This window comes from Pseudomonas sp. IT-P218 (assembly GCF_949767605.1).
Classification (GTDB): Bacteria; Pseudomonadota; Gammaproteobacteria; order Pseudomonadales; family Pseudomonadaceae; genus Aquipseudomonas; species Aquipseudomonas putida_AE.
Genome location: NZ_CATKQQ010000001.1, coordinates 45,573 through 63,629, shown reverse-complemented (window position 1 = coordinate 63,629; position 18,057 = coordinate 45,573). Strand labels below are relative to the sequence as shown.

Sequence of the window (18,057 nt, the reverse complement as noted above, 5' to 3'; positions counted from 1 at the left end):
CGGCAGGCTCGACGATACGTCGAGCTCACTTGCACCTGCACTGGAGATCACCCCATGAACTCGCGCGCCCTGCTCGTTTCAATCGCCCTTGTCTGTGCCGCATCGACCGGCATTGCCCAGGCCAATGACCCCGCCACACAAAACGTGCCCTCCTATCACTACGGCATGCCGTTGCACGTGGGCAAAGTGATTGCGCTGAGCGAACCCACGACCCTGGACTGCGAAGTGATTACGGCGACGATGAAGTACATCGACTCACAATCGGGCCAGCCTGCAGAAGTCGCCTACCGAAAACTGTCTGACGCTTGCAGTTATCAGAACTGAAGGAAAATTCTGATTTAACGCCTTGCGGTACTCGTGGGGAATTTCAGGCGCTATGCTCAGGCGCTTCCTCACTGCCGCAAGGATTCGCCATGCAGTTGTCGTTTCGTACGTTATCGACATCAACCGCCGCTTTGTGTTTGCTGCTGGCACTGGCCTGGGGCGTCATGCCCGAGTGGCTGCTGGCCACTTGGGATATTGAATACTCGCCGACCGCAGGCCTCATTGCACGACGCATAGCAGTACTGTTCGCAGCGTTGGGGGTGATGTTCTATCTGGTGCGCAACCAGGCGCCCTCCGCGTCTCGCCAGGCATTGGCCATTGGCTTTGTGGTGGGCTGCTGGGGGCTGGCGATACTGGGTTTCGGCGAATGGCTCAATGGCCATGCCGGACCGGGCATCCTGCTGGCAGTCGGGGTTGAACTGGCGCTGGGCCTGGCGTTTTTCCAGACCCGGCGCGAATCGGCAGAATTTGAAACAACTGCTTAAAGTGCTTTGCGCATGCCCTGGCTATGCCCGGGTTCCGTGTAATGGTTTTGGAGATCGGAACGCAGAACGGCGATCAGTTCGTTTATTTCCCGACAGCCATTGAGTTGCTGGGCGTCGATACCGGTTTTCAGAAGATCGAGTTGATCGGTTTCACCATCGGCAAACACTTTTACAGTCATGGACAAGTCCGGCGACAGCGTGCATTGACAGCGTTTTGGTAGAAAACTGCTTTCAATGATATTGCGAAGTTCCAAGGCAGAAAGAAACATGGCGACCCTCTCCGTTGTGAGACTGCCAATTAACTATCGACGCTGACTCATATGGAATCCCGGTCAGCTTGAGAACAGCTACAGCATAAAACATGCCCTGAATTTCGCTGTGCAGCTCATCGGTAAATCAAGGGCTTATTGTAAGGTCTCGTAAAAATGGTCGTGCAATCTGCAAAAAACGGCTTGTGCCGGCCCTGCAATTTGCACGCTGGGCGAAGGATTTGCATTGACCGCCGGCGCCGTCGAGAATGGCCGCCAGCCGATCCAGTATCCGCTCACCCCACACATTCGCAAGGAGGCATCATGGGTTCATCGACCATCAGTACCACCGTCGGGCTGATTGCCGTCACGCTGTCCGGCATCGTCCACGGGGCAAAACTCGAAGACGTCGCGCCCTTCCCGAAACCGGACAGCGGTTTCACCCGCCAGGTCATCCACCTCACGCCACAAACCCGTGAAGACGATTTCCAGATCGAGATCCTTGCCGGCAAGACCCTGGCAGTCGACTGCAATCGCCAGCGCCTGGGCGGCATTCTCGAAGAAAAGAACCTCGAAGGCTGGGGCTATCCGTTCTATCGCCTGGACAAAGTCATCGGCCCGATGAGCACCCTGATGGCCTGCCCCGATGGCAAGAGCACGCAGGCGTTCGTGCCGGTGGTCGGCGACGGTTTCATGCTGCGCTACAACAGCAAGCTGCCGATCGTGCTCTACGTCCCCAAGGACATCGAGGTGCGCTACCGGGTCTGGTCAGCCTCCAGCAAGGTCGATAAAGCCGTCGCGGAGTAGGCCTTACATGCATCAAGCGAGCGTGTCGCACAACGCGGCACGCTCGGCGACATGGCGCAAACTGTCGAAATTGATATTGGCACCCGACTCGATGGCGATGAACGTCTGGCCACGGGTATTGCTTCTCGCCACGTACTTCTTGATGCCAGCCACCGCCAACGCACCGGAAGGTTCGGCGATCGAGCGGGTATCGTCATAGATATTCTTGATTGCAGCGCAGAGCTCATCGTTGCTGACCGTCAGCACCTCATCGACGCAAAACCGGCACACTTCGAATCCATGAGCACCGATCTGGGCCACTGCCACCCCATCGGCGAAAGTGCCGACGTGAGGCAGGACGACACGTTGATCGGCCTCCAGCGCCGCTTTCAAGCAAGCGGAATGCTCCGACTCGACGCCGATGATGCGCACTTCTGGCCGCAGGTATTTGATGTACGCCGCGATGCCGGCGATCAGACCGCCACCACCCACCGGTACAAAAATCGCATCCAGCGGGCCCTGGTGCTGGCGCAGGATCTCCATGGCCACGGTGCCCTGCCCCGCAATCACATCAGGGTCGTCGAAGGGCGAAACAAAGGTCTTGCCGGTTTTTTCCGCCAGATCCAGCGCATAGGCCAGGGCAAACGGAAAACTCTCGCCGTGCAACAACGCCTGTGCGCCACGACTGCTCACTCCGAGCACCTTCAATTCCGGTGTCGTCGCGGGCATCACAATTGTCGCTTCGATCCCCAGCTCACGCGCCGCCAACGCCACCCCCTGGGCGTGATTGCCTGCCGAAGCCGTCACCACGCCCCGCGCCTGTTGCTCAGCACTCAATTGTACGAGCTTGTTGTAGGCACCCCGGATCTTGAAGGAAAAGGTCGGTTGCAAATCTTCGCGTTTAAGCAGGATCTGATTACCCAAGGCGGCGGACAGCGCCGGAGCTGGTTGCAAGGGAGTGCGCACCGCCAGTTCATAGACCGGCGCGGCAAGGATTTTCTTGACGTAATGCTCAAGCAGGGTTTGTTGGGCGGGCACACTGGTCATGATCGTCTCCTGACATTGATCAGAGCCCCGAGACAGAAAATGAAAACCCGCCTCAAGGGCGGGTTGGGTGCTGCAGTCGTGAGCTAGCCCGCCAAATGAGGAATGGCGGTAATAATGCTTGGCTGGCAGCGCAATACGGTGGAAGTCATGTCCGGAAAATATCCGGGCGTGGATGGCAAGTCAATGGTTCGATTTCAAGATAGCCATCGCGAGCAAGCTCGCTCCCACACTTGATCTCGGTCGAATGTGGGAGCCATGCCTTTACTTCAATCCCACCCTGTACAGGCCACCATCCTCTTCATCGGTCAGTACATACAAATATCCATCCGGGCCCTGTCGGACATCACGGATGCGCTTGTCGAGTTCGCCCAGCAAGCGCTCTTCGTGAACCACCTTGTCGCCGTCGAACTGCAGGCGAATCAGCTCCCGGGTGACCAGCGCGCCAATAAACGCGTTGTGCTGCCAGGCCTTGAAGCGGTCGCCGTCGTAGAAGGCCAGGCCGCTCAGGCCAGGGGATTTTTCCCAGACATGGTGCGGCCCGACGGTGCCTTCGGCGATCTTGCCGTTGGCTTCCGGGATTGGCTGACCCGAGTAATTGATGCCGTGGGTGGCCAGCGGCCAGCCGTAGTTCTTGCCGCGCTCGATGATGTTGACCTCATCACCGCCCTGCGGACCGTGTTCGTTTTCCCAGAGCGTGCCGGTCCAGGGGTTGAGCGCCGCCCCTTGCGGGTTACGCACACCGTAGGCCCATATTTCCGGGCGCACGCCGGCTTGTCCGACAAAGGGGTTGTCCTCGGGCACCTTGCCGTCCGGATAGATCCTGACGACCTTGCCCTGCAACTTGTCGAGGTCCTGAGCGGTGGGCCGGTCGTTGTTTTCCCCCAGGGTAATGAACAGATAGCCATCCCGGTCGAACACCAGCCGCGAACCAAAATGGTTGCCGACCGAGAGCTTGGGCTCCTGGCGGAAGATCACCCGGAAATCCTTCAGCGTCGTCAGGTCTTCGGACAACCGTCCGCGACCGACCGCGGTACCGGCCTTGTCACCCTGACCGCCACCTTCGGCATAGGACAGGTAGATCATCCGGTCTTGCTTGAAGTCGGGTGACAGCGCCACATCCAGCAAGCCGCCCTGCCCCTTGGCCCAGACCTTGGGCACGCCATTGAGTGGCGCCGACAATTTGCCCTCGGCCGTTACCACGCGCAGGTTGCCCGGACGTTCGGTGACCAGCATGCCCTGGCGATCAGGCAGAAAGGCCAATGACCAGGGATGCTCAAGTCCGGTCGCGATCGGCGTGAGCTCAAGGGTGCCCTGCTCGCTTTGCATGTCCCGGGCAGTCGCTGCGAGAACAGGCAGGCTGACGGCGAACAAGGTGCTGGCGCAGAAAGTGGCCAGGAGGGTTTTACGCAACATGCACGATTCCTTTTGTCATGGGATACAGGCAGCTGCCTCTCTTTCAAGGGCTGCGGGGAGGTGGATTGGGGATGAACTTCGGGGCACTGGTGGGGGCCGAGCCTTGGGGGTAGCGATTGCCGATGCCACCGTTGTCGAGGGTGGGCGGACGTGGCACCGGCACGGTATTCGGCCCATGGATGGCAGGGGCATTGGGTTGCGTGCCCTGCATGCTGTTTGGATTGGCCCGGCGGATCGGGCTGTTGTAGGGATTATTGTTGGTGCTGCCCGGAAGGTTTTGCGCCACCTGCAACGGAGCGCCGGGCGAAGCGACGTCGGCCTGTGCCGCATGACCGAGTACGCCGCTCAATGCCAGCACGATAAGGCCAGGTACGTATTGATTCATGGGATGCCTCTCGACCTGTGCGTGAATAAAGTCTTCGATAGCACGCTACGCCTGGGGTTCGGATTTGTTAACACAAACCTTGCCGGCAAGATGTAACACGAAGTTGATGCGTGGCCAGGACCGGGCCGCAGGCCGCTGAAACTTTTGCGCAGAGCCCAAGGTCACCTGATCATCACTTTCGGGAAGACGACCATGGCACGGGCAATCTGGAAAGGCGCGATCAGTTTCGGGCTGGTGCATATTCCTGTGGCGCTGGTCTCGGCGACGTCCTCCCAAGGGGTGGATTTCGACTGGCTAGACAGCCGCAGCATGGACCCGGTGGGCTATAAGCGCGTCAACAAGGTCACCGGCAAGGAAGTCACCAAGGAGCACATCGTCAAAGGCGTGCAGTACGAAAAAGGCCGATACGTGGTGCTCAGCGAAGAAGAAATTCGCTCGGCGCATCCCCTGTCGACCCAGACCATCGATATCTTTGCCTTTGTCGACGCCGAGCAGATCCCGCTGCAGAACATCGACACGCCCTATTATCTGGCACCGGACAAACGCGGAGGCAAAGTCTACGCCCTGTTACGCGAAACCCTGACCAAGACCAACAAAGTCGCGCTCGCCCGCGTGGTGCTGCATACCCGCCAGTACCTGGCGGCCTTGATGCCGCTGGAAAAGGCCATGGTCCTGGTCAAACTGCGCTGGCCGGCGGAGGTTCGCAGCCTGGACGAACTGGCATTGGGCCCCGATGTGACAAAGGCCGAGCTGGCCAAGGGCGAACTGGACATGGCCAAGCGCCTGGTGCAGGACATGAGTGTCGAGTGGTCGCCGGAGGATTACCGGGACGAATTCGAAGACAAGATCATGGCCCTGGTGGACAAGAAAGCCCATGAAGGCAAGATCGAGGATGTTGAAACGGCCACGGGCGAAGAGGAGCGCAAGACGGCGGATGTGATTGATTTGACCGAGTTGCTCAAGCGAAGCCTGGGGGGCAAGGGGGCGGCCAAGGCGCCTGCCAAGCCCAAGTCGACTACCAAGCCGGCGGCGAGGAAGAAAGTCAGCAAGTGATGTGTTGGATGTTCCGGCCTCTTCGCTGGCAAGCCAGCTCCTACAGGTTTTGTGTGCACCGCCAATCTCTGTAGGAGCTGGCTTGCCAGCGAAGGCGTCCTCAGATCACAACAAAAATCGCCAGCAACCCACCAAAAAACGCCCACTTCTGCAGGTAATACAGCTTGCGATTGCGCTTCTTCAACGCCTTGCCGTGCAGGCGAACCTTGTAGATCTTGCCAAACAGCCGGTTGATCCCACCCGTCTTGTCCCCCGCCTCGTTCGGCGCACCGGCAGCCGACATGACATTGCGGCTGAACCAGCCATTGAACGCCGCCGCCCAGCGGTATTTCATCGGTCGCTCAACGTCGCAGAACAGGATGATGCGGTTCTGCCCGGTGGTGTTTTCCGCGTAATGAATAAACGTTTCGTCGAACATCACCGCCTCACCATCGCGCCAGTGATAGTTCTCGCCATCGACATTGATGTAGCAACCGGCATCATTGGGCGTTTCCAGGCCCAGGTGGTAACGATAGGAACCGGCATACGGATCGCGATGGCGAACCAGTTTCGACCCCGGCGGCAACTCGGCGAACATCGCCGCCTTGATCGAGCCGATGCCCTGCACCAGTTCGGTGGTGCGCGGGCAGAGTTTCATCGCCGACGGGTGGCTGTCGCCGTACCACTTGAGGTAGAAGCGCTTCCATCCGGTCTTGAAGAAGGAGTTGAAACCAACGTCGTCGTAATCGTTGGAGCGCTTGATTTCCCCCGCCTTCAGCAAATTCTGGCCTTCGGCGCGAATTTCTTCCCAGTGGGTCTGCAGCGGCGTCAGGTCGGGAAAATCCGCCGGGTTGAGAAACGGCCTGTTGGGGATCTTCGAGAACAGATAAAGGAAGCAATTGATCGGCGCCAGGAACGTCGAGTGGTCGCTCAGTTGACGGCCCAGTTTGTGGCGCACGCGACCGCGCAGGTGGACATAGGCGATGGAAACAAGGTACACAGCGGCAATGATGAGCTTCACGGAAATCGTCACACGTCAGAGGTGAACAAACTGCGCCCCCTGGCGGCCAATGGCCTGTGGGGCTTGTGCAGCGTCTGAAAACCAAACAGCGGGCCCGATGACCCGTCCTTGAGCCGATGCCGACGTTCGGCATCAAGTGAAAGATGGCATTTTAGCCATCGTCTGTAACCAATTGTTAGCTTTCAAATGTGAAAATCTGTCCGTTGATACCGGCAATGCGTCGGTGCGGCCTTATTGCCCTATCGTTTAAAGAGCCAGACCAGTACAATCGCCGCCAAACTTTACGCGCCCCCCTTGGTTGATGACGGGAACGATCCCGGCCTCAGCGCACTTCGACTCGGGCCAAGCGCTCCATATGCTGCTGTCCACTTATTGCCAGATGGATCTTCCGCTTCTGACCGGGATGCATTTCCCGTGATCCGAATGACGGAAACGGGTACTGATTCGGTACTGCCGCAACCCTAGCTACTCTGAATGCTTCGCAGGAAAAACCTTTGATTTCTACAGCTAACATCACGATGCAGTTCGGCGCCAAGCCGCTATTCGAAAACGTGTCGGTCAAATTCGGCGCGGGCAACCGCTACGGCCTGATCGGCGCCAACGGTTGCGGCAAGTCGACCTTCATGAAAATCCTCGGTAGCGACCTTGATCCGTCCGGCGGCCAGGTCATGCTGGAACCGAACGTGCGCCTGGGTAAATTGCGCCAGGACCAGTTCGCCTACGAAGAATTCACCGTAATCGACACCGTGATCATGGGTCACGAAGAGCTGTGGAAGGTCAAGGCCGAGCGCGATCGCATCTACTCGCTGCCGGAAATGACCGAAGAAGACGGCATGGCCGTGGCCGAGCTGGAAACCGAATTCGCCGAAATGGACGGTTACACCGCTGAGTCCCGTGCTGGCGAACTGTTGCTGGGCCTGGGTATCGGCATCGAGCAGCATTTCGGCCCGATGAGCGAAGTTTCCCCAGGCTGGAAACTGCGCGTATTGCTGGCTCAGGCGCTGTTCTCCGATCCGGAAGTGCTGTTGCTCGACGAACCGACCAACCACCTGGATATCAACACCATCCGCTGGCTGGAAAACGTTCTGACCCAGCGTTCCAGCTTGATGATCATCATCTCTCACGACCGTCACTTCCTGAACAGCGTATGCACCCACATGGCTGACCTGGATTACGGCGAGCTGCGCCTGTTCCCGGGCAACTACGACGAGTACATGACCGTGGCGACCCAGTCTCGCGAGCAACTGCTGTCGGACAACGCCAAGAAGAAAGCGCAGATTTCGGAACTGCAATCGTTCGTCAGCCGCTTCTCGGCCAACGCCTCGAAAGCCAAGCAGGCCACTTCCCGCGCCAAGGCGATCGACAAGATCCAACTGGCCGAGGTCAAGCCTTCGAGCCGTGTGAGCCCGTTCATCCGTTTCGAGCAAAACAAGAAGCTGCACCGTCAGGCGGTCATCGTCGAGCGCATGGCCAAAGGCTTCGACGGCAAGCCACTGTTCAAGGACTTCAGCTTCCAGGTTGAAGCCGGCGAACGCGTGGCGATCATCGGCCCGAACGGTATCGGCAAGACCACCCTGCTGCGCACCCTGGTCAACGAACTGACCCCGGATGCCGGTAGCGTCAAGTGGACCGACGCCGCTGAGCTGGGCTACTACGCTCAGGATCACGCGCACGACTTCGAAGACGACGTGACTCTGTTCGACTGGATGGGTCAGTGGACCCAGGGCGAGCAGATGATTCGCGGTACTTTGGGTCGCATGCTGTTCTCCAACGACGAGATCCTCAAGTCGGTCAAGGTCATCTCCGGTGGTGAGCAAGGTCGCATGCTGTTCGGCAAACTGATCCTGCAAAAGCCAAACGTGCTGATCATGGACGAACCGACCAACCACCTGGACATGGAATCCATCGAAGCGCTGAACCTGGCGCTGGAAAACTACCCGGGCACGCTGATCTTCGTCAGCCACGACCGTGAATTCGTGTCGTCCCTGGCCACCCGCATCATCGAGTTGAGCCCGAACGGCGTGACCGACTTCAGCGGGACCTATGACGATTACCTGCGTAGCCAGGGTGTGGTGTTCTAAAAGCAGCTATTAGTTTCTAGCTGCAAGCTGCAGGTTAAAGCCCTGTCCTTTGTGACGGGGCTTTTTGTATTCAGACTCATGATTTTCTGTGGTGTCGAGACCATCGCGAGCAAGCCCGCTCCCACAGGGGGAATGCATTCCAAATGTGGGAGATTCTATGTTTGGGGGGAAGCCCCCAAGACTGGATTTGGCTGATACTCGCTCTGGTTCTTCATCAGGGCGAACGCCACTCGTGCCAGCTTTCGAGCCAGGATGACCAGCACTTGAGTCGTCTTTAATCCTCGCTCCAGATAGCGTTCGTAAAACGGCTTCCAGGTCTTCGAGCGACTGGCAGCCATCGCGGCGTTATGCAGCAGACGCCGTATTTCGGAGTCACCTTTCTTGGTCAGCTTTCGACGTCCGTTCATTTGCCCCGAATCAGAGACTCTCAAATCCATTCCAAGAAACGCGATATAGGCGTCACCACTGGCGAAGTCGCCACGTTGAAATGCCATCGTCAGTGCGGTGGCGGTAAGAAAACCGACCCCCTCTACGGCCTGGCAGCGTTTGACTTGATCCAACAGACCCGCCTCTTTGACGACTTCCAACAGCTTCTTCTGGATGAGTAAATCCAATCGACCCATGGCAGCTATCTGTTGTTTGAATGCCGCTTTCAGCAGCGGCTCGTCGTTCCAGCTTTGAGTCAGGCTGACACGCGCCTGGACCAATGTCGCTCGTCTTCGAAGCAGGCTTTGAAGCTTGGTATAGACCTTCGGCGGCGGGCTCCAAGGACGTAGCTCTTCCTCTTCGTTCTTCAAGTAACGCGCCAGTAAACGCGCGTCGCTGGCATCTGTCTTGGCGCGGCCACCCACTCCTTTGCGGTAGTTACTCAAACGGAAACCGTCGATGACATAGACGGCATGTCCCATTGCATGAGCCAGCTCAACCGTATCCAGGTGATAGATATTGGTGGCTTCAATCGCGATGGCGCTGTTTGCAGGTAACGTTTTCAGCCACTTTGTAAGAGACGGTTTATCGTTTGACACGGGCAACAGCAGATCCGTGTCGGCCTGATAGACCACCACTTCGGCCTTGGCGACATCCACTCCGACTACAGAACGCGAGACACTCATTGCCACAAAGAAAGCTCCGGGTTAGGGTTTAAAGGCTTGTCGGGGCTTCACCATTGCGCTGGCTTGCTTCTATCGTCGGTCATGGCCGATGCATTCCTTATCGGCGCTTTGGTGAAGGGGTGGGGCGAAGTCTCCCACGGTCTGTACTGGCTAGAGTCAGATGCTGGCTTTTAGTCCCACCACCCCTACAAGTCTAAACATACAAGCGGGCTTGCTCGCGAAGAGGCCTTCAAGAACAGCGATAATTAGTTAGCCTGCTTCCTTTTATCCCACAGCCGCGCCATCATGCAGTTCTCCCTCCGCCGCCCGCGAACGAGCCCTCATGTCTGCGCAAGAACAGCCACCGCAAAGCTCCATGGCGATCACCCTGCAGATCGTTTCCATCGTTTTCTATACATTCATCGCCTTCATCTGCATCGGCCTGCCGATTGCGGTGTTGCCGGGGTATGTCCATGAGCAGCTCGGGTTCAGTGCCGTTATCGCCGGGTTGACCATTGGCTCGCAATACCTGGCCACCCTGCTCAGCCGGCCCATGGCCGGGCGCATGTCCGACAGTGTCGGGACCAAGCGCGCCATCATCTACGGCCTGACGGGGATCGTCTTGAGTGGCGGGCTGACCTTGTTGTCGACCTTGCTGCAAAGCTTTCCATTGATCAGCCTGTTGATCCTGATCGCCGGACGCTTGTTGCTGGGCATCGCCCAAGGGCTGATCGGGGTCGGCACGATCAGTTGGTGCATGGGCCAGGTAGGCGCCGAACATACCGCGCGCTCGATCTCGTGGAACGGCATCGCCTCCTATGGTGCCATTGCCATCGGGGCGCCGCTGGGGGTGGTGATGGTCGGGCAACTGGGGTTTGCCAGCCTGGGTATCACCCTGTCGGTGCTGGCCCTGTTGGCTTTGCTGCTGATTCGCAACAAACCGTCGGTGCCAGTGGTACGCGGTGAGCGGCTGCCGTTCTGGGCGGTGTTCGGACGGATTGCGCCATTCGGTGCAAGCCTGAGCCTGGCCTCGATCGGCTACGGCACCCTCACCACCTTCATCACCCTGTATTACGTCAACCGGGGCTGGAGCGGCGCGGCGTACTGCCTGACGGTGTTCGGGGTGTGCTTCATCCTGGCGCGGCTGTGTTTCATTTCCAGCATCAGCCGTTTTGGCGGTTTCACCTCGGCCGTTGCCTGCATGTCCATCGAGACCGTCGGCCTGGTGCTGTTGTGGCTGGCGCCTTCGACCGGCTATGCCTTGATCGGTGCCGGCCTGACCGGTTTCGGTTTGTCGCTGGTGTATCCGGCCCTGGGCGTCGAGGCGATCAAGCAGGTGCCCAACTCCAGCCGAGGCGCGGGCCTGAGCGCTTATGCGGTGTTTTTCGACCTGGCGCTGGCGATTGCCGGGCCGTTGATGGGCGCAGTGGCGTTGAACCTGGGGTACGCGTGGATCTTCTTCAGTGCGGCGTTGTTGTCGGTGTGTGCGCTGGGCTTGACCCTTTTGCTCAAGCACCGTGCAACGACCTGATTACTGATCGGCGGTCTGCATCCCCGCCCGCGTCGGTTTGCCCAAGGTACGAGAGAAGAAGCGCCCGGCTTCCGAGATCAGGCTACGGTGAATGTCCGCACGATCGACGCCCTCTGCATCGGTACACAGGGCCGGCATGATGACGATTTGTTCGTCATTGCACGGCGCCATGAACACGAAGTGCCCGGCCCCGGCGAGCAGCTTGAAGTCCGGGGCGACGGGCAGCTTGCGCGCCAATGCAGCGGCGTTCTTGTCGGGGGCCACCAGCTGGTCGCCATCGCCACTGTAAAGCAGGACCGGTACATGCACATCGGCCAGGGTATGACGGCCGAACTTCAGGCTCAGCGGCGCCATCAGCAACAGTGCATGGACCCGTGGGTCGGCCACCGGCTGCAAATCGTCGCGGTCGACGATCAGTTCACCCTGGGTATTGCAGGCATCACGGTCGTCCGGGCGCTCCTGGCAGTAACGGCGCAGACGATCCAGGTCCGGGGTCGCGCCGGACAGTATCAACGCCGTTTCGCCGCCGGCCGAGTAACCGATGACCCCGACCTGCTCGGCATTGACGAAGGGTGCGAGCATGGGATCGCCCAGCGTCGCGGTAATGGCTTCGGAAATCTGGATCGGCCGTCCGTACAGGTTGCTCAAGGTGCCGAGGCGGCTATGGTCTTTGGAGTTGTCGCCCGGATGAATCACCGCCACCACCACAAAACCCTTGCGGGCCAGGGACGTGGCCAGGTCGTGCAGGGCCAGCGGCGTGCCGGTGTTGCCATGGGACAGCAGCAGCATCGGAAACCGGCCGATAGCGACTTTGGTGTCTTCGCCGGCTTCGACGTTGTACCCCTCAAGCAGGCTGGAATGTTCCTTGGCGCTCGAAGGATAGAAGGCAATGGCACGCATCGGTTGCAAGTCGAGCGGGTCGAGAAAGCTCAGTTCGTGATAACCGACGCTCCAGTGCGGATGCGGCGCAGGCGCGGCGTGCACTGAATTCAGGCTGGCGAGCAGACAGATCAGTAAACCTGCACAAAGACGCACCATGGGATGCCCCACCTTGTTACCGGATCAGAGAGGTTAAGCCTCGACTGCATAACTCAGGCCACAATTTGCAACAGCCAGAAACAAAAAACTCCGCATCTGCCACTTGCGTGATCAGAATACAGAGTTTTTTGGGAATTGCCTGCAGCGGCAATGGGTGTTTACGCAAGCCTTACGCGGCGGCGAACAGCTGCTCGCTGATTTGCGCCTGGGCGTCGTTCATGGCTTTGCCACGCACTTCGTCACCGTAAGCCAAGCCGTGGGCACGGACGAATTCGATGTCGGTAATGCCGATGAAACCGAACAGGACCTTCAGGTAGTCTTCGTGGGCAACACCGGTTGCCTGACCGGCGTGCAGGCCACCGGAAGTCGAAACGATCACGACCTTCTTGCCACCGCACAAGCCTTCAGGGCCGGCTTCGGTGTAGCGGAATGTCTGGCCGGCGACGGCGATGCGGTCGATCCAGGCTTTCAATTGGGTCGGGATGGTGAAGTTGTACATCGGCGCGGCAATCACCACGGCATCGGCGGCGAGGAACTCGGCCAGGGTCGAGGCGCTCAGCTCGGCTTCGTGCTGTTGGGCGGCGTCGCGCAGTTCAGCGGCGGTACCTGCTGCAACCAGGGTGGCCCCGGAAAAGTGGCTGATGGCGTCGGCAGCCAGGTCGCGGTAGGTCACTACGGCGGACGGCTCGGCGGCTTGCCAGGCTTTGACGACTTCGCCGCTCAGCAGACGGGAAGCCGAGTTGTCACCAAGAATGCTCGAATCGATATGCAGCAGTTTCATGTGGGATCTCCAGGTGAGGATCGCCGCCAGGGCGATCTGATGGAAACAATCCTACAGACGAAACCAATAGCTGATTAGACTGCAACAATGCGATAGTTTGTCCCACTGATAGAACGATCGAGAAAGTGCCATGCAAGACCTGAACGACCTCTATTACTTCGCCAAAGTCGTGGAGGCCGGTGGCTTCGCGGCCGCCGGGCGTTTGCTGGGGATTCCCAAGTCGCGACTGTCACGGCGCATTGCTGAACTTGAGGAGCGCCTGGGTGCGCGGCTACTGCAACGCACCACCCGCCAGCTGAAACTCACCGCCGTCGGCGAACGTTATCTGCGCCACTGCCAGGCAATGCTGCTGGAAGCGGAAATGGCTGACGAAGCCGTGGCCAGCATGTCCAGCGAGCCACGCGGGCGCTTGCGGGTATCGTCCCCGGTCGGCCTGGCCCATGAAATGCTCCCGAGGGTGATCAGCAACTTCCTGGAGAAATATCCCCAGGTACAGCTGGAGGTGATGCTGGTCAATCGGCGCGTCGACCTGGTGACCGAAGGCGTGGACGTCGCGTTGCGCGTACGCGAGCCGGGTGATGAAGATCCGCTGCTGGTCACCCGCCGCCTGCGTCAGGCGCAGATGCTGATGGTCGCCAGCCCCGCGTTTCTCCAGGGACTGGACATCACTCACCCCGATGACCTGAAGAACCTGCCGGTGCTCGGCGCCCTCGAGCCCGATCGCCTGGTGCACATTGGCCTGGTCGATCGCCAGGGCAAAAAACACGAGCTGGCCCTTGAAGCGCGATTGGGCATTGACGACTTCATCGTGCGCAAGACCTGCACCCTCGCCGGCCAGGGGTTCACCACGTTGCCTATGATGTATTGCGAGCAGGAACTGGCCAATGGCTCACTGGTACAGTTACTGCCCGAGTGGTCGTTGCCCGGGGGCTGGTTGCAGGCGGTCTACCCTCACCGACGCGGGGTGATGCCGGCCGTGCGTGCCTGGCTCGACCATCTGATCGAAACCTTCAATGCCTGTGGGGACCGTTTGATATGAAGGCAGGACGCATGAACGAGGCCGACGTGGCGGCTTTCTGCCTGGCATTGCCGGGTGCGCGGGAAGACTACAAATGGGGTGGCGTGCGGGTGTTTTCGATTGCCGGTACCAAGATGTTCGCCTTGCAGAACCTGCGCGGCGACTCCCTGGCGTTCAAGGTCGACAAGGACCTGTTTCTCGGTCATTGCGACCGCCCGGGCATTCACCCGGCGCCCTATCTTGCGCGGGCCCAATGGATCATCATGGCCACGCCCTACCCGCTCGGCGCCGAGGAACTGCAAGGCTTGCTACGGCGCTCCCATCAGCTTGTCGTCAGTAAGTTGCCCAAGCGCACCCAGGTCGGGCTGTTGCTCTGATCAGAACAGTGAGAACAGCTGCGCGCCGAGGAACAGCCGGTCGATCCAGAACACCTGGTGCAGCAGCACGATGATCCAGAACACCCCTTGAAAGGACAGCTTGCGCGTCTTGTGTCGAAACACTTGCTGCGCGAGCAAGGCGCCCGGCCAGCCGCCAGCGAACTCCAGCGCATGCAGGACGTTTTCCGGGATACGCCTTTGATCGGCGCGCGCCTTGCGCTTGTCGCTCCAGTACAGCAGGAACGCCAGCCCGCTGACGATGCCGTAGGCCGCCATGGGAATCAGCGAAACCCCCTGCAGCCATAACGACATCGAACCGAACAGCGGCAGCGCGCACAACATCGCCAACACCAGCAGTTTCAGGCGCAGATGGCGGATGCCTGCCCCGGATTGGCGTCCTGCGTCGTTGCGCGCGCGGGTATCGTTCATGGCTTGGCGGCGGTCCAGTCGACCCAACCGAACTGCCAGGTCGCCAGGATCAGCAAGCCGAATGCAATGCGGTACCAGGCAAACGCCGCATAGCTGTGGCTGGCGATGAACTTGAGCAAGCCCCTGACCGCAATCATCGCGAAAATGAACGCAGTGACGAAGCCGACCGCAAACACCGGGAAGTCAGACGGCACGAACAGGTCGCGGTACTTGTAGCCCGAGTACACCGCCGCGCCGACCATGGTCGGCATGGCCAGGAAGAAGGAAAACTCGGTAGCGGTCTTGCGCGACAGGCCGAACAACAGGCCGCCGATGATCGTCGAGCCGGAGCGCGAGGTACCCGGAATCATCGCCAGGCACTGGGCCAGGCCGACTTTCAGGGCGTCTTTCCAGGTCATGTCATCGACGCTTTCGGCATGCACTTCGTGCTGACGCTTTTCGGCCCACAACATGATGACCCCGCCCACCACCAAGGCCGTGGCCACCGTGATCGGGTTGAACAGGTAGTGGTGAATCAGGTCGGCGAAAATGACCCCCAGTACCACCGCCGGCAGGAACGCAATCAGCAGGTTGGCGGTAAAGCGCCGGGCACTTGGCTGCGTCGGCAGGCCGACGACCACGTCGAAGATCTTGCGGCGAAACTCCCACACCACCGCCAGGATGGCGCCGAGCTGGATAATAATGTTGAACGCCATGGCCCGCTCGCCACCGAAGTCGAGCAAGTCGGCGACAATAATCTGGTGCCCGGTACTGGAAATGGGCAAGAACTCCGTCAGCCCTTCTACAACGCCAAGAATCAAAGCCTGAAAGGCCGTCCAAAGATCCATCAATCCCCCAAAAGGCCATGCGTCGACGCATGCCCCGTTAATTTATTCAAAGCCGTTTACTGTCATCAGCGTCGTTGAGTCCCGCGCGCACAAGCCTACGCAAAAAACGTCGCGAGTTTCGTGAAAAATCAGTTTGATTTCAGGTTTTTGCGTGCGGGACGAAATCCTAGCAGACAAGTGCGCTTTACGCTGCCGTGCAGTCGGCATCGAAGGCACCCGCTGCTACAAGCCTCTCGGCCATAATCCGGTTACAATCGCGCCCCTCTTCGATTTCTCCAAGGAACCTGCATGTCCGGGCTTGAACTGTTTGCCGCCACCCTCGGCGTCATTGCCGTCTGGTTGACGGTCAAACAGAATCCCTGGTGCTGGCCGATCGGCCTGGTCATGGTGCTGATCTACAGCTGGATCTTTTACGAGGTCAAGCTGTATTCCGACATGCTGCTGCAAGTGATCTATGCCGGGCTGCAAGTTTACGGTTGGTGGCAGTGGACCCGCGCGGGCCAGGCCCATCACGGGCGCGAAGTCAGCCGACTGGACGCACCTGCGGTGGCGTCGGGGCTGGCCCTGGGCGCGCTGGGCAGTCTGTTGCTGGGCGCCGCCATGGCGCACTGGACCGATGCCGCGCAACCCTGGCTCGATGCTGCCCTCACGGCCTTCAGCCTGGTGGCTCAATGGTGGATGGCGCAAAAACGCCTGCAGTGCTGGCCGCTGTGGATCGTCCTGGACTGTGTGTTCGTCGGCCTGTTCCTTTATAAGGGGATGTACCTGACGGCTGCCCTGTATGGCCTGTTCACCCTGCTGGCCATTCAAGGCTGGCGCACATGGCGCCGCGATCCGGTATTGTGCCCATGAAGGTGTTGGTTTTGGCAGGACCTGAATCGAGCGGCAAAAGTTGGCTATCAAACGAGATTCACGCCAATTTCGGCGGCATACTGGTCGGCGAGTACGTTCGGCATTTCATCGAAAAGGAAGCCCGAGTAACCTGCTACGAAGACATCACACCAATAGCACTTGGCCAGCTGTCTTGGGAAGATCAAGCACGGGCCCAACAGCCGTCCCTGTTGATTCTCGATACGCATCTGTTGAGCAACATCCTTTGGAGCCGCACCTTGTTTGGCGCTTGCCCGGTGTGGATCGAGCAGGCATTGCAGGTACGGCACTACGACCTGCATCTGCTGCTGAGCCCGGAAACCGTGGCCTGGCACGACGACGGACAGCGTTGCCAACCGCAGCTGGCAGAACGCCAGGCGTTTTTCCAGGCCAGCCGCCAGTGGCTTGACCTGCATCGCCAGCCTTACCAGATAGTCCAAGGTGACTGGCAACAGCGCAAGGACGCGGCATTCGAGGCTGTAACGCGCTTGCTCAAGGCCTGACAAGACGGCCACGCCCTGCCGGAAATGTCCATTCCTGAAACACCCTCCCCAGCGAAAACCCGCGAGCTAGAGCGATTCGAGCATTTTCACCAGAAAATGTTAAGCCACTGATACAACCTGCCTTAAACGCCCTCAGCGAGCAATGCCGCCAGCAAGGACGGCACTTTTGCGTGCTTCTGTCTCAGGGGCGTTACAAAGTGTTTTTCTCCACCTCAACAGTTAAAGCCAAGCCACTGTTTTCAATAGAAAAGCAAAAACCGGCACAGCTTCTGCTCTCTTCCTTCGCAACGCTGATAAGGGCCAGCGTTCCACTTACAGAAGGAATTGCCGCCGTGGGGAAATTTCATAACAACATCCATAGTCTCCTGCTGGTCGGATGCGCTCTGAGTTCAATGGCTTGCCTGCCTGTCCAGGCGGACAACGGCATCATCATCATCAAACGCGATGTCCAGGTACGCAACGCAACGATCCCGCCGCTCGTTCCCGATCCCAACCCCACGACTGTCAACGCCAACCCGTCCAAACAGGTCCTCGCTCAAACCAACGAGTTGAGCGACGGGGACTTTGCCGGCGTCGCCAGTGGTGCAGGCATATCCCGCCTGGTCACGCAAAACACCAACAACCTGGGCGGCAACATCAGCACCCAGAACCAGCTTTCAAACCTTCCCGCCGGGCGCTCGGGCAACTCCGGCAGCGGCATTGCCAACATGGTCAACTCCAACGTCCAGCAGGGCCTGGGTGCCCTCAGAATCATAACGGGAGACCGTTAA

At 59.3% G+C, this 18,057-nt stretch carries 21 protein-coding genes; 11 read left to right on the top strand and 10 right to left on the bottom strand.

The window, feature by feature from the left end; genetic code table 11:
• Positions 1–54: 54 nt before the first annotated feature.
• Together ACM6I6_RS00305 and ACM6I6_RS00300 are read left to right on the top strand one after the other, a co-directional pair.
• Entirely contained in the window at positions 55–324 is a 270-nt protein-coding gene (locus ACM6I6_RS00305; protein ID WP_274075831.1) for a DUF2790 domain-containing protein, read from the top strand.
• Between the two features lie 89 nt (positions 325–413).
• Positions 414–809, top strand: a complete 396-nt coding sequence (locus ACM6I6_RS00300; RefSeq protein WP_323607888.1) for a hypothetical protein — start codon at positions 414–416, stop codon at positions 807–809.
• Here the strand turns inward: ACM6I6_RS00300 and ACM6I6_RS00295 are convergent.
• Positions 806–1,078, bottom strand: a complete 273-nt coding sequence (locus tag ACM6I6_RS00295) for a DUF1652 domain-containing protein (protein WP_046819995.1) — start codon at positions 1,076–1,078, stop codon at positions 806–808. The two genes, ACM6I6_RS00300 and ACM6I6_RS00295, sit on opposite strands and share 4 nt — an antisense overlap.
• Positions 1,079–1,381: 303 nt before the next feature.
• On the opposite strand from ACM6I6_RS00295, the gene eco reads away from it, so the two are divergent.
• Positions 1,382–1,864, top strand: coding sequence for a serine protease inhibitor ecotin (gene eco, locus ACM6I6_RS00290; RefSeq protein ID WP_414919203.1), 483 nt, complete (start codon positions 1,382–1,384; stop codon positions 1,862–1,864).
• A 12-nt stretch (positions 1,865–1,876) separates the two neighbouring features.
• Here eco and ilvA read toward each other — a convergent pair whose 3' ends face one another.
• From ilvA to ACM6I6_RS00275, 3 genes are all read right to left on the bottom strand, one after another.
• Entirely contained in the window at positions 1,877–2,890 is a 1,014-nt protein-coding gene (ilvA, locus tag ACM6I6_RS00285) for a threonine ammonia-lyase, biosynthetic (protein ID WP_323607886.1), read from the bottom strand.
• Positions 2,891–3,151: 261 nt separating this feature from the next.
• Positions 3,152–4,303, bottom strand: a complete 1,152-nt coding sequence (locus tag ACM6I6_RS00280) for a PQQ-dependent sugar dehydrogenase (RefSeq protein WP_414919202.1) — start codon at positions 4,301–4,303, stop codon at positions 3,152–3,154.
• Between the two features lie 43 nt (positions 4,304–4,346).
• Positions 4,347–4,688, bottom strand: a complete 342-nt coding sequence (locus ACM6I6_RS00275) for a hypothetical protein (RefSeq protein WP_414919201.1) — start codon at positions 4,686–4,688, stop codon at positions 4,347–4,349.
• 192 nt (positions 4,689–4,880) lie between these two features.
• Here ACM6I6_RS00275 and ACM6I6_RS00270 point away from each other — a divergent pair, with 192 nt between their 5' ends.
• Positions 4,881–5,741 (top strand): Ku protein, encoded by an 861-nt coding sequence (locus ACM6I6_RS00270; protein WP_274075838.1) that lies wholly within the window; start codon positions 4,881–4,883, stop codon positions 5,739–5,741.
• A 100-nt stretch (positions 5,742–5,841) separates the two neighbouring features.
• Here the strand turns inward: ACM6I6_RS00270 and lpxO are convergent, their stop codons facing one another.
• Positions 5,842–6,741 (bottom strand): lipid A hydroxylase LpxO, encoded by a 900-nt coding sequence (gene lpxO, locus ACM6I6_RS00265; protein ID WP_323607883.1) that lies wholly within the window; start codon positions 6,739–6,741, stop codon positions 5,842–5,844.
• Between the two features lie 494 nt (positions 6,742–7,235).
• On the opposite strand from lpxO, the gene ACM6I6_RS00260 reads away from it, so the two are divergent.
• Positions 7,236–8,822 (top strand): ABC-F family ATPase, encoded by a 1,587-nt coding sequence (locus ACM6I6_RS00260; protein ID WP_274075840.1) that lies wholly within the window; start codon positions 7,236–7,238, stop codon positions 8,820–8,822.
• 155 nt (positions 8,823–8,977) lie between these two features.
• On the opposite strand, the gene ACM6I6_RS00255 is transcribed toward ACM6I6_RS00260, so the two are convergent.
• Positions 8,978–9,940: an IS110 family transposase gene (locus ACM6I6_RS00255; RefSeq protein WP_274073711.1), complete on the bottom strand. Its 963-nt coding sequence runs from the start codon at positions 9,938–9,940 to the stop codon at positions 8,978–8,980.
• 316 nt (positions 9,941–10,256) lie between these two features.
• On the opposite strand from ACM6I6_RS00255, the gene ACM6I6_RS00250 reads away from it, so the two are divergent.
• Complete coding sequence (locus ACM6I6_RS00250) at positions 10,257–11,444, top strand: MFS transporter (protein ID WP_274075841.1); 1,188 nt, start codon at positions 10,257–10,259, stop codon at positions 11,442–11,444.
• Here ACM6I6_RS00250 and ACM6I6_RS00245 read toward each other — a convergent pair whose 3' ends face one another.
• Together ACM6I6_RS00245 and ACM6I6_RS00240 are read right to left on the bottom strand one after the other, a co-directional pair.
• Positions 11,445–12,482: an alpha/beta hydrolase family protein gene (locus tag ACM6I6_RS00245; protein ID WP_406591532.1), complete on the bottom strand. Its 1,038-nt coding sequence runs from the start codon at positions 12,480–12,482 to the stop codon at positions 11,445–11,447. It abuts the gene before it with no gap.
• A 169-nt stretch (positions 12,483–12,651) separates the two neighbouring features.
• Positions 12,652–13,263, bottom strand: a complete 612-nt coding sequence (locus ACM6I6_RS00240; RefSeq protein ID WP_406591533.1) for an FMN-dependent NADH-azoreductase — start codon at positions 13,261–13,263, stop codon at positions 12,652–12,654.
• Between the two features lie 130 nt (positions 13,264–13,393).
• On the opposite strand from ACM6I6_RS00240, the gene ACM6I6_RS00235 reads away from it, so the two are divergent.
• A complete protein-coding gene (locus tag ACM6I6_RS00235) occupies positions 13,394–14,302 on the top strand; it encodes a LysR substrate-binding domain-containing protein (protein ID WP_414919200.1) in 909 nt (302 codons plus the stop codon).
• On the top strand, positions 14,299–14,658 hold the full coding sequence (locus tag ACM6I6_RS00230; RefSeq protein WP_274075845.1) for an MmcQ/YjbR family DNA-binding protein: 360 nt from the start codon (positions 14,299–14,301) through the stop codon (positions 14,656–14,658). The genes ACM6I6_RS00235 and ACM6I6_RS00230 overlap by 4 nt, the downstream gene beginning before the upstream one ends.
• Here ACM6I6_RS00230 and ACM6I6_RS00225 read toward each other — a convergent pair whose 3' ends face one another.
• Together ACM6I6_RS00225 and ACM6I6_RS00220 are read right to left on the bottom strand one after the other, a co-directional pair.
• Entirely contained in the window at positions 14,659–15,087 is a 429-nt protein-coding gene (locus tag ACM6I6_RS00225; RefSeq protein ID WP_323607881.1) for a DUF1294 domain-containing protein, read from the bottom strand.
• Complete coding sequence (locus ACM6I6_RS00220; protein WP_274075847.1) at positions 15,084–15,914, bottom strand: undecaprenyl-diphosphate phosphatase; 831 nt, start codon at positions 15,912–15,914, stop codon at positions 15,084–15,086. Before ACM6I6_RS00220 ends, ACM6I6_RS00225 begins: the two co-directional genes overlap by 4 nt.
• Before the next feature lie 288 nt (positions 15,915–16,202).
• On the opposite strand from ACM6I6_RS00220, the gene pnuC reads away from it, so the two are divergent.
• The 3 genes from pnuC (at position 16,203) to ACM6I6_RS00205 (ending at position 18,057) form a co-directional block, all read left to right on the top strand.
• Positions 16,203–16,766 carry a nicotinamide riboside transporter PnuC gene (gene pnuC, locus ACM6I6_RS00215; RefSeq protein ID WP_414919199.1) on the top strand — a complete coding sequence of 188 codons (564 nt, stop codon included), beginning with the start codon at positions 16,203–16,205 and terminating at the stop codon, positions 16,764–16,766.
• Positions 16,763–17,287, top strand: a complete 525-nt coding sequence (locus tag ACM6I6_RS00210; RefSeq protein ID WP_323628346.1) for an AAA family ATPase — start codon at positions 16,763–16,765, stop codon at positions 17,285–17,287. Before pnuC ends, ACM6I6_RS00210 begins: the two co-directional genes overlap by 4 nt.
• Before the next feature lie 332 nt (positions 17,288–17,619).
• Positions 17,620–18,057 carry a hypothetical protein gene (locus ACM6I6_RS00205; RefSeq protein WP_323628379.1) on the top strand — a complete coding sequence of 146 codons (438 nt, stop codon included), beginning with the start codon at positions 17,620–17,622 and terminating at the stop codon, positions 18,055–18,057.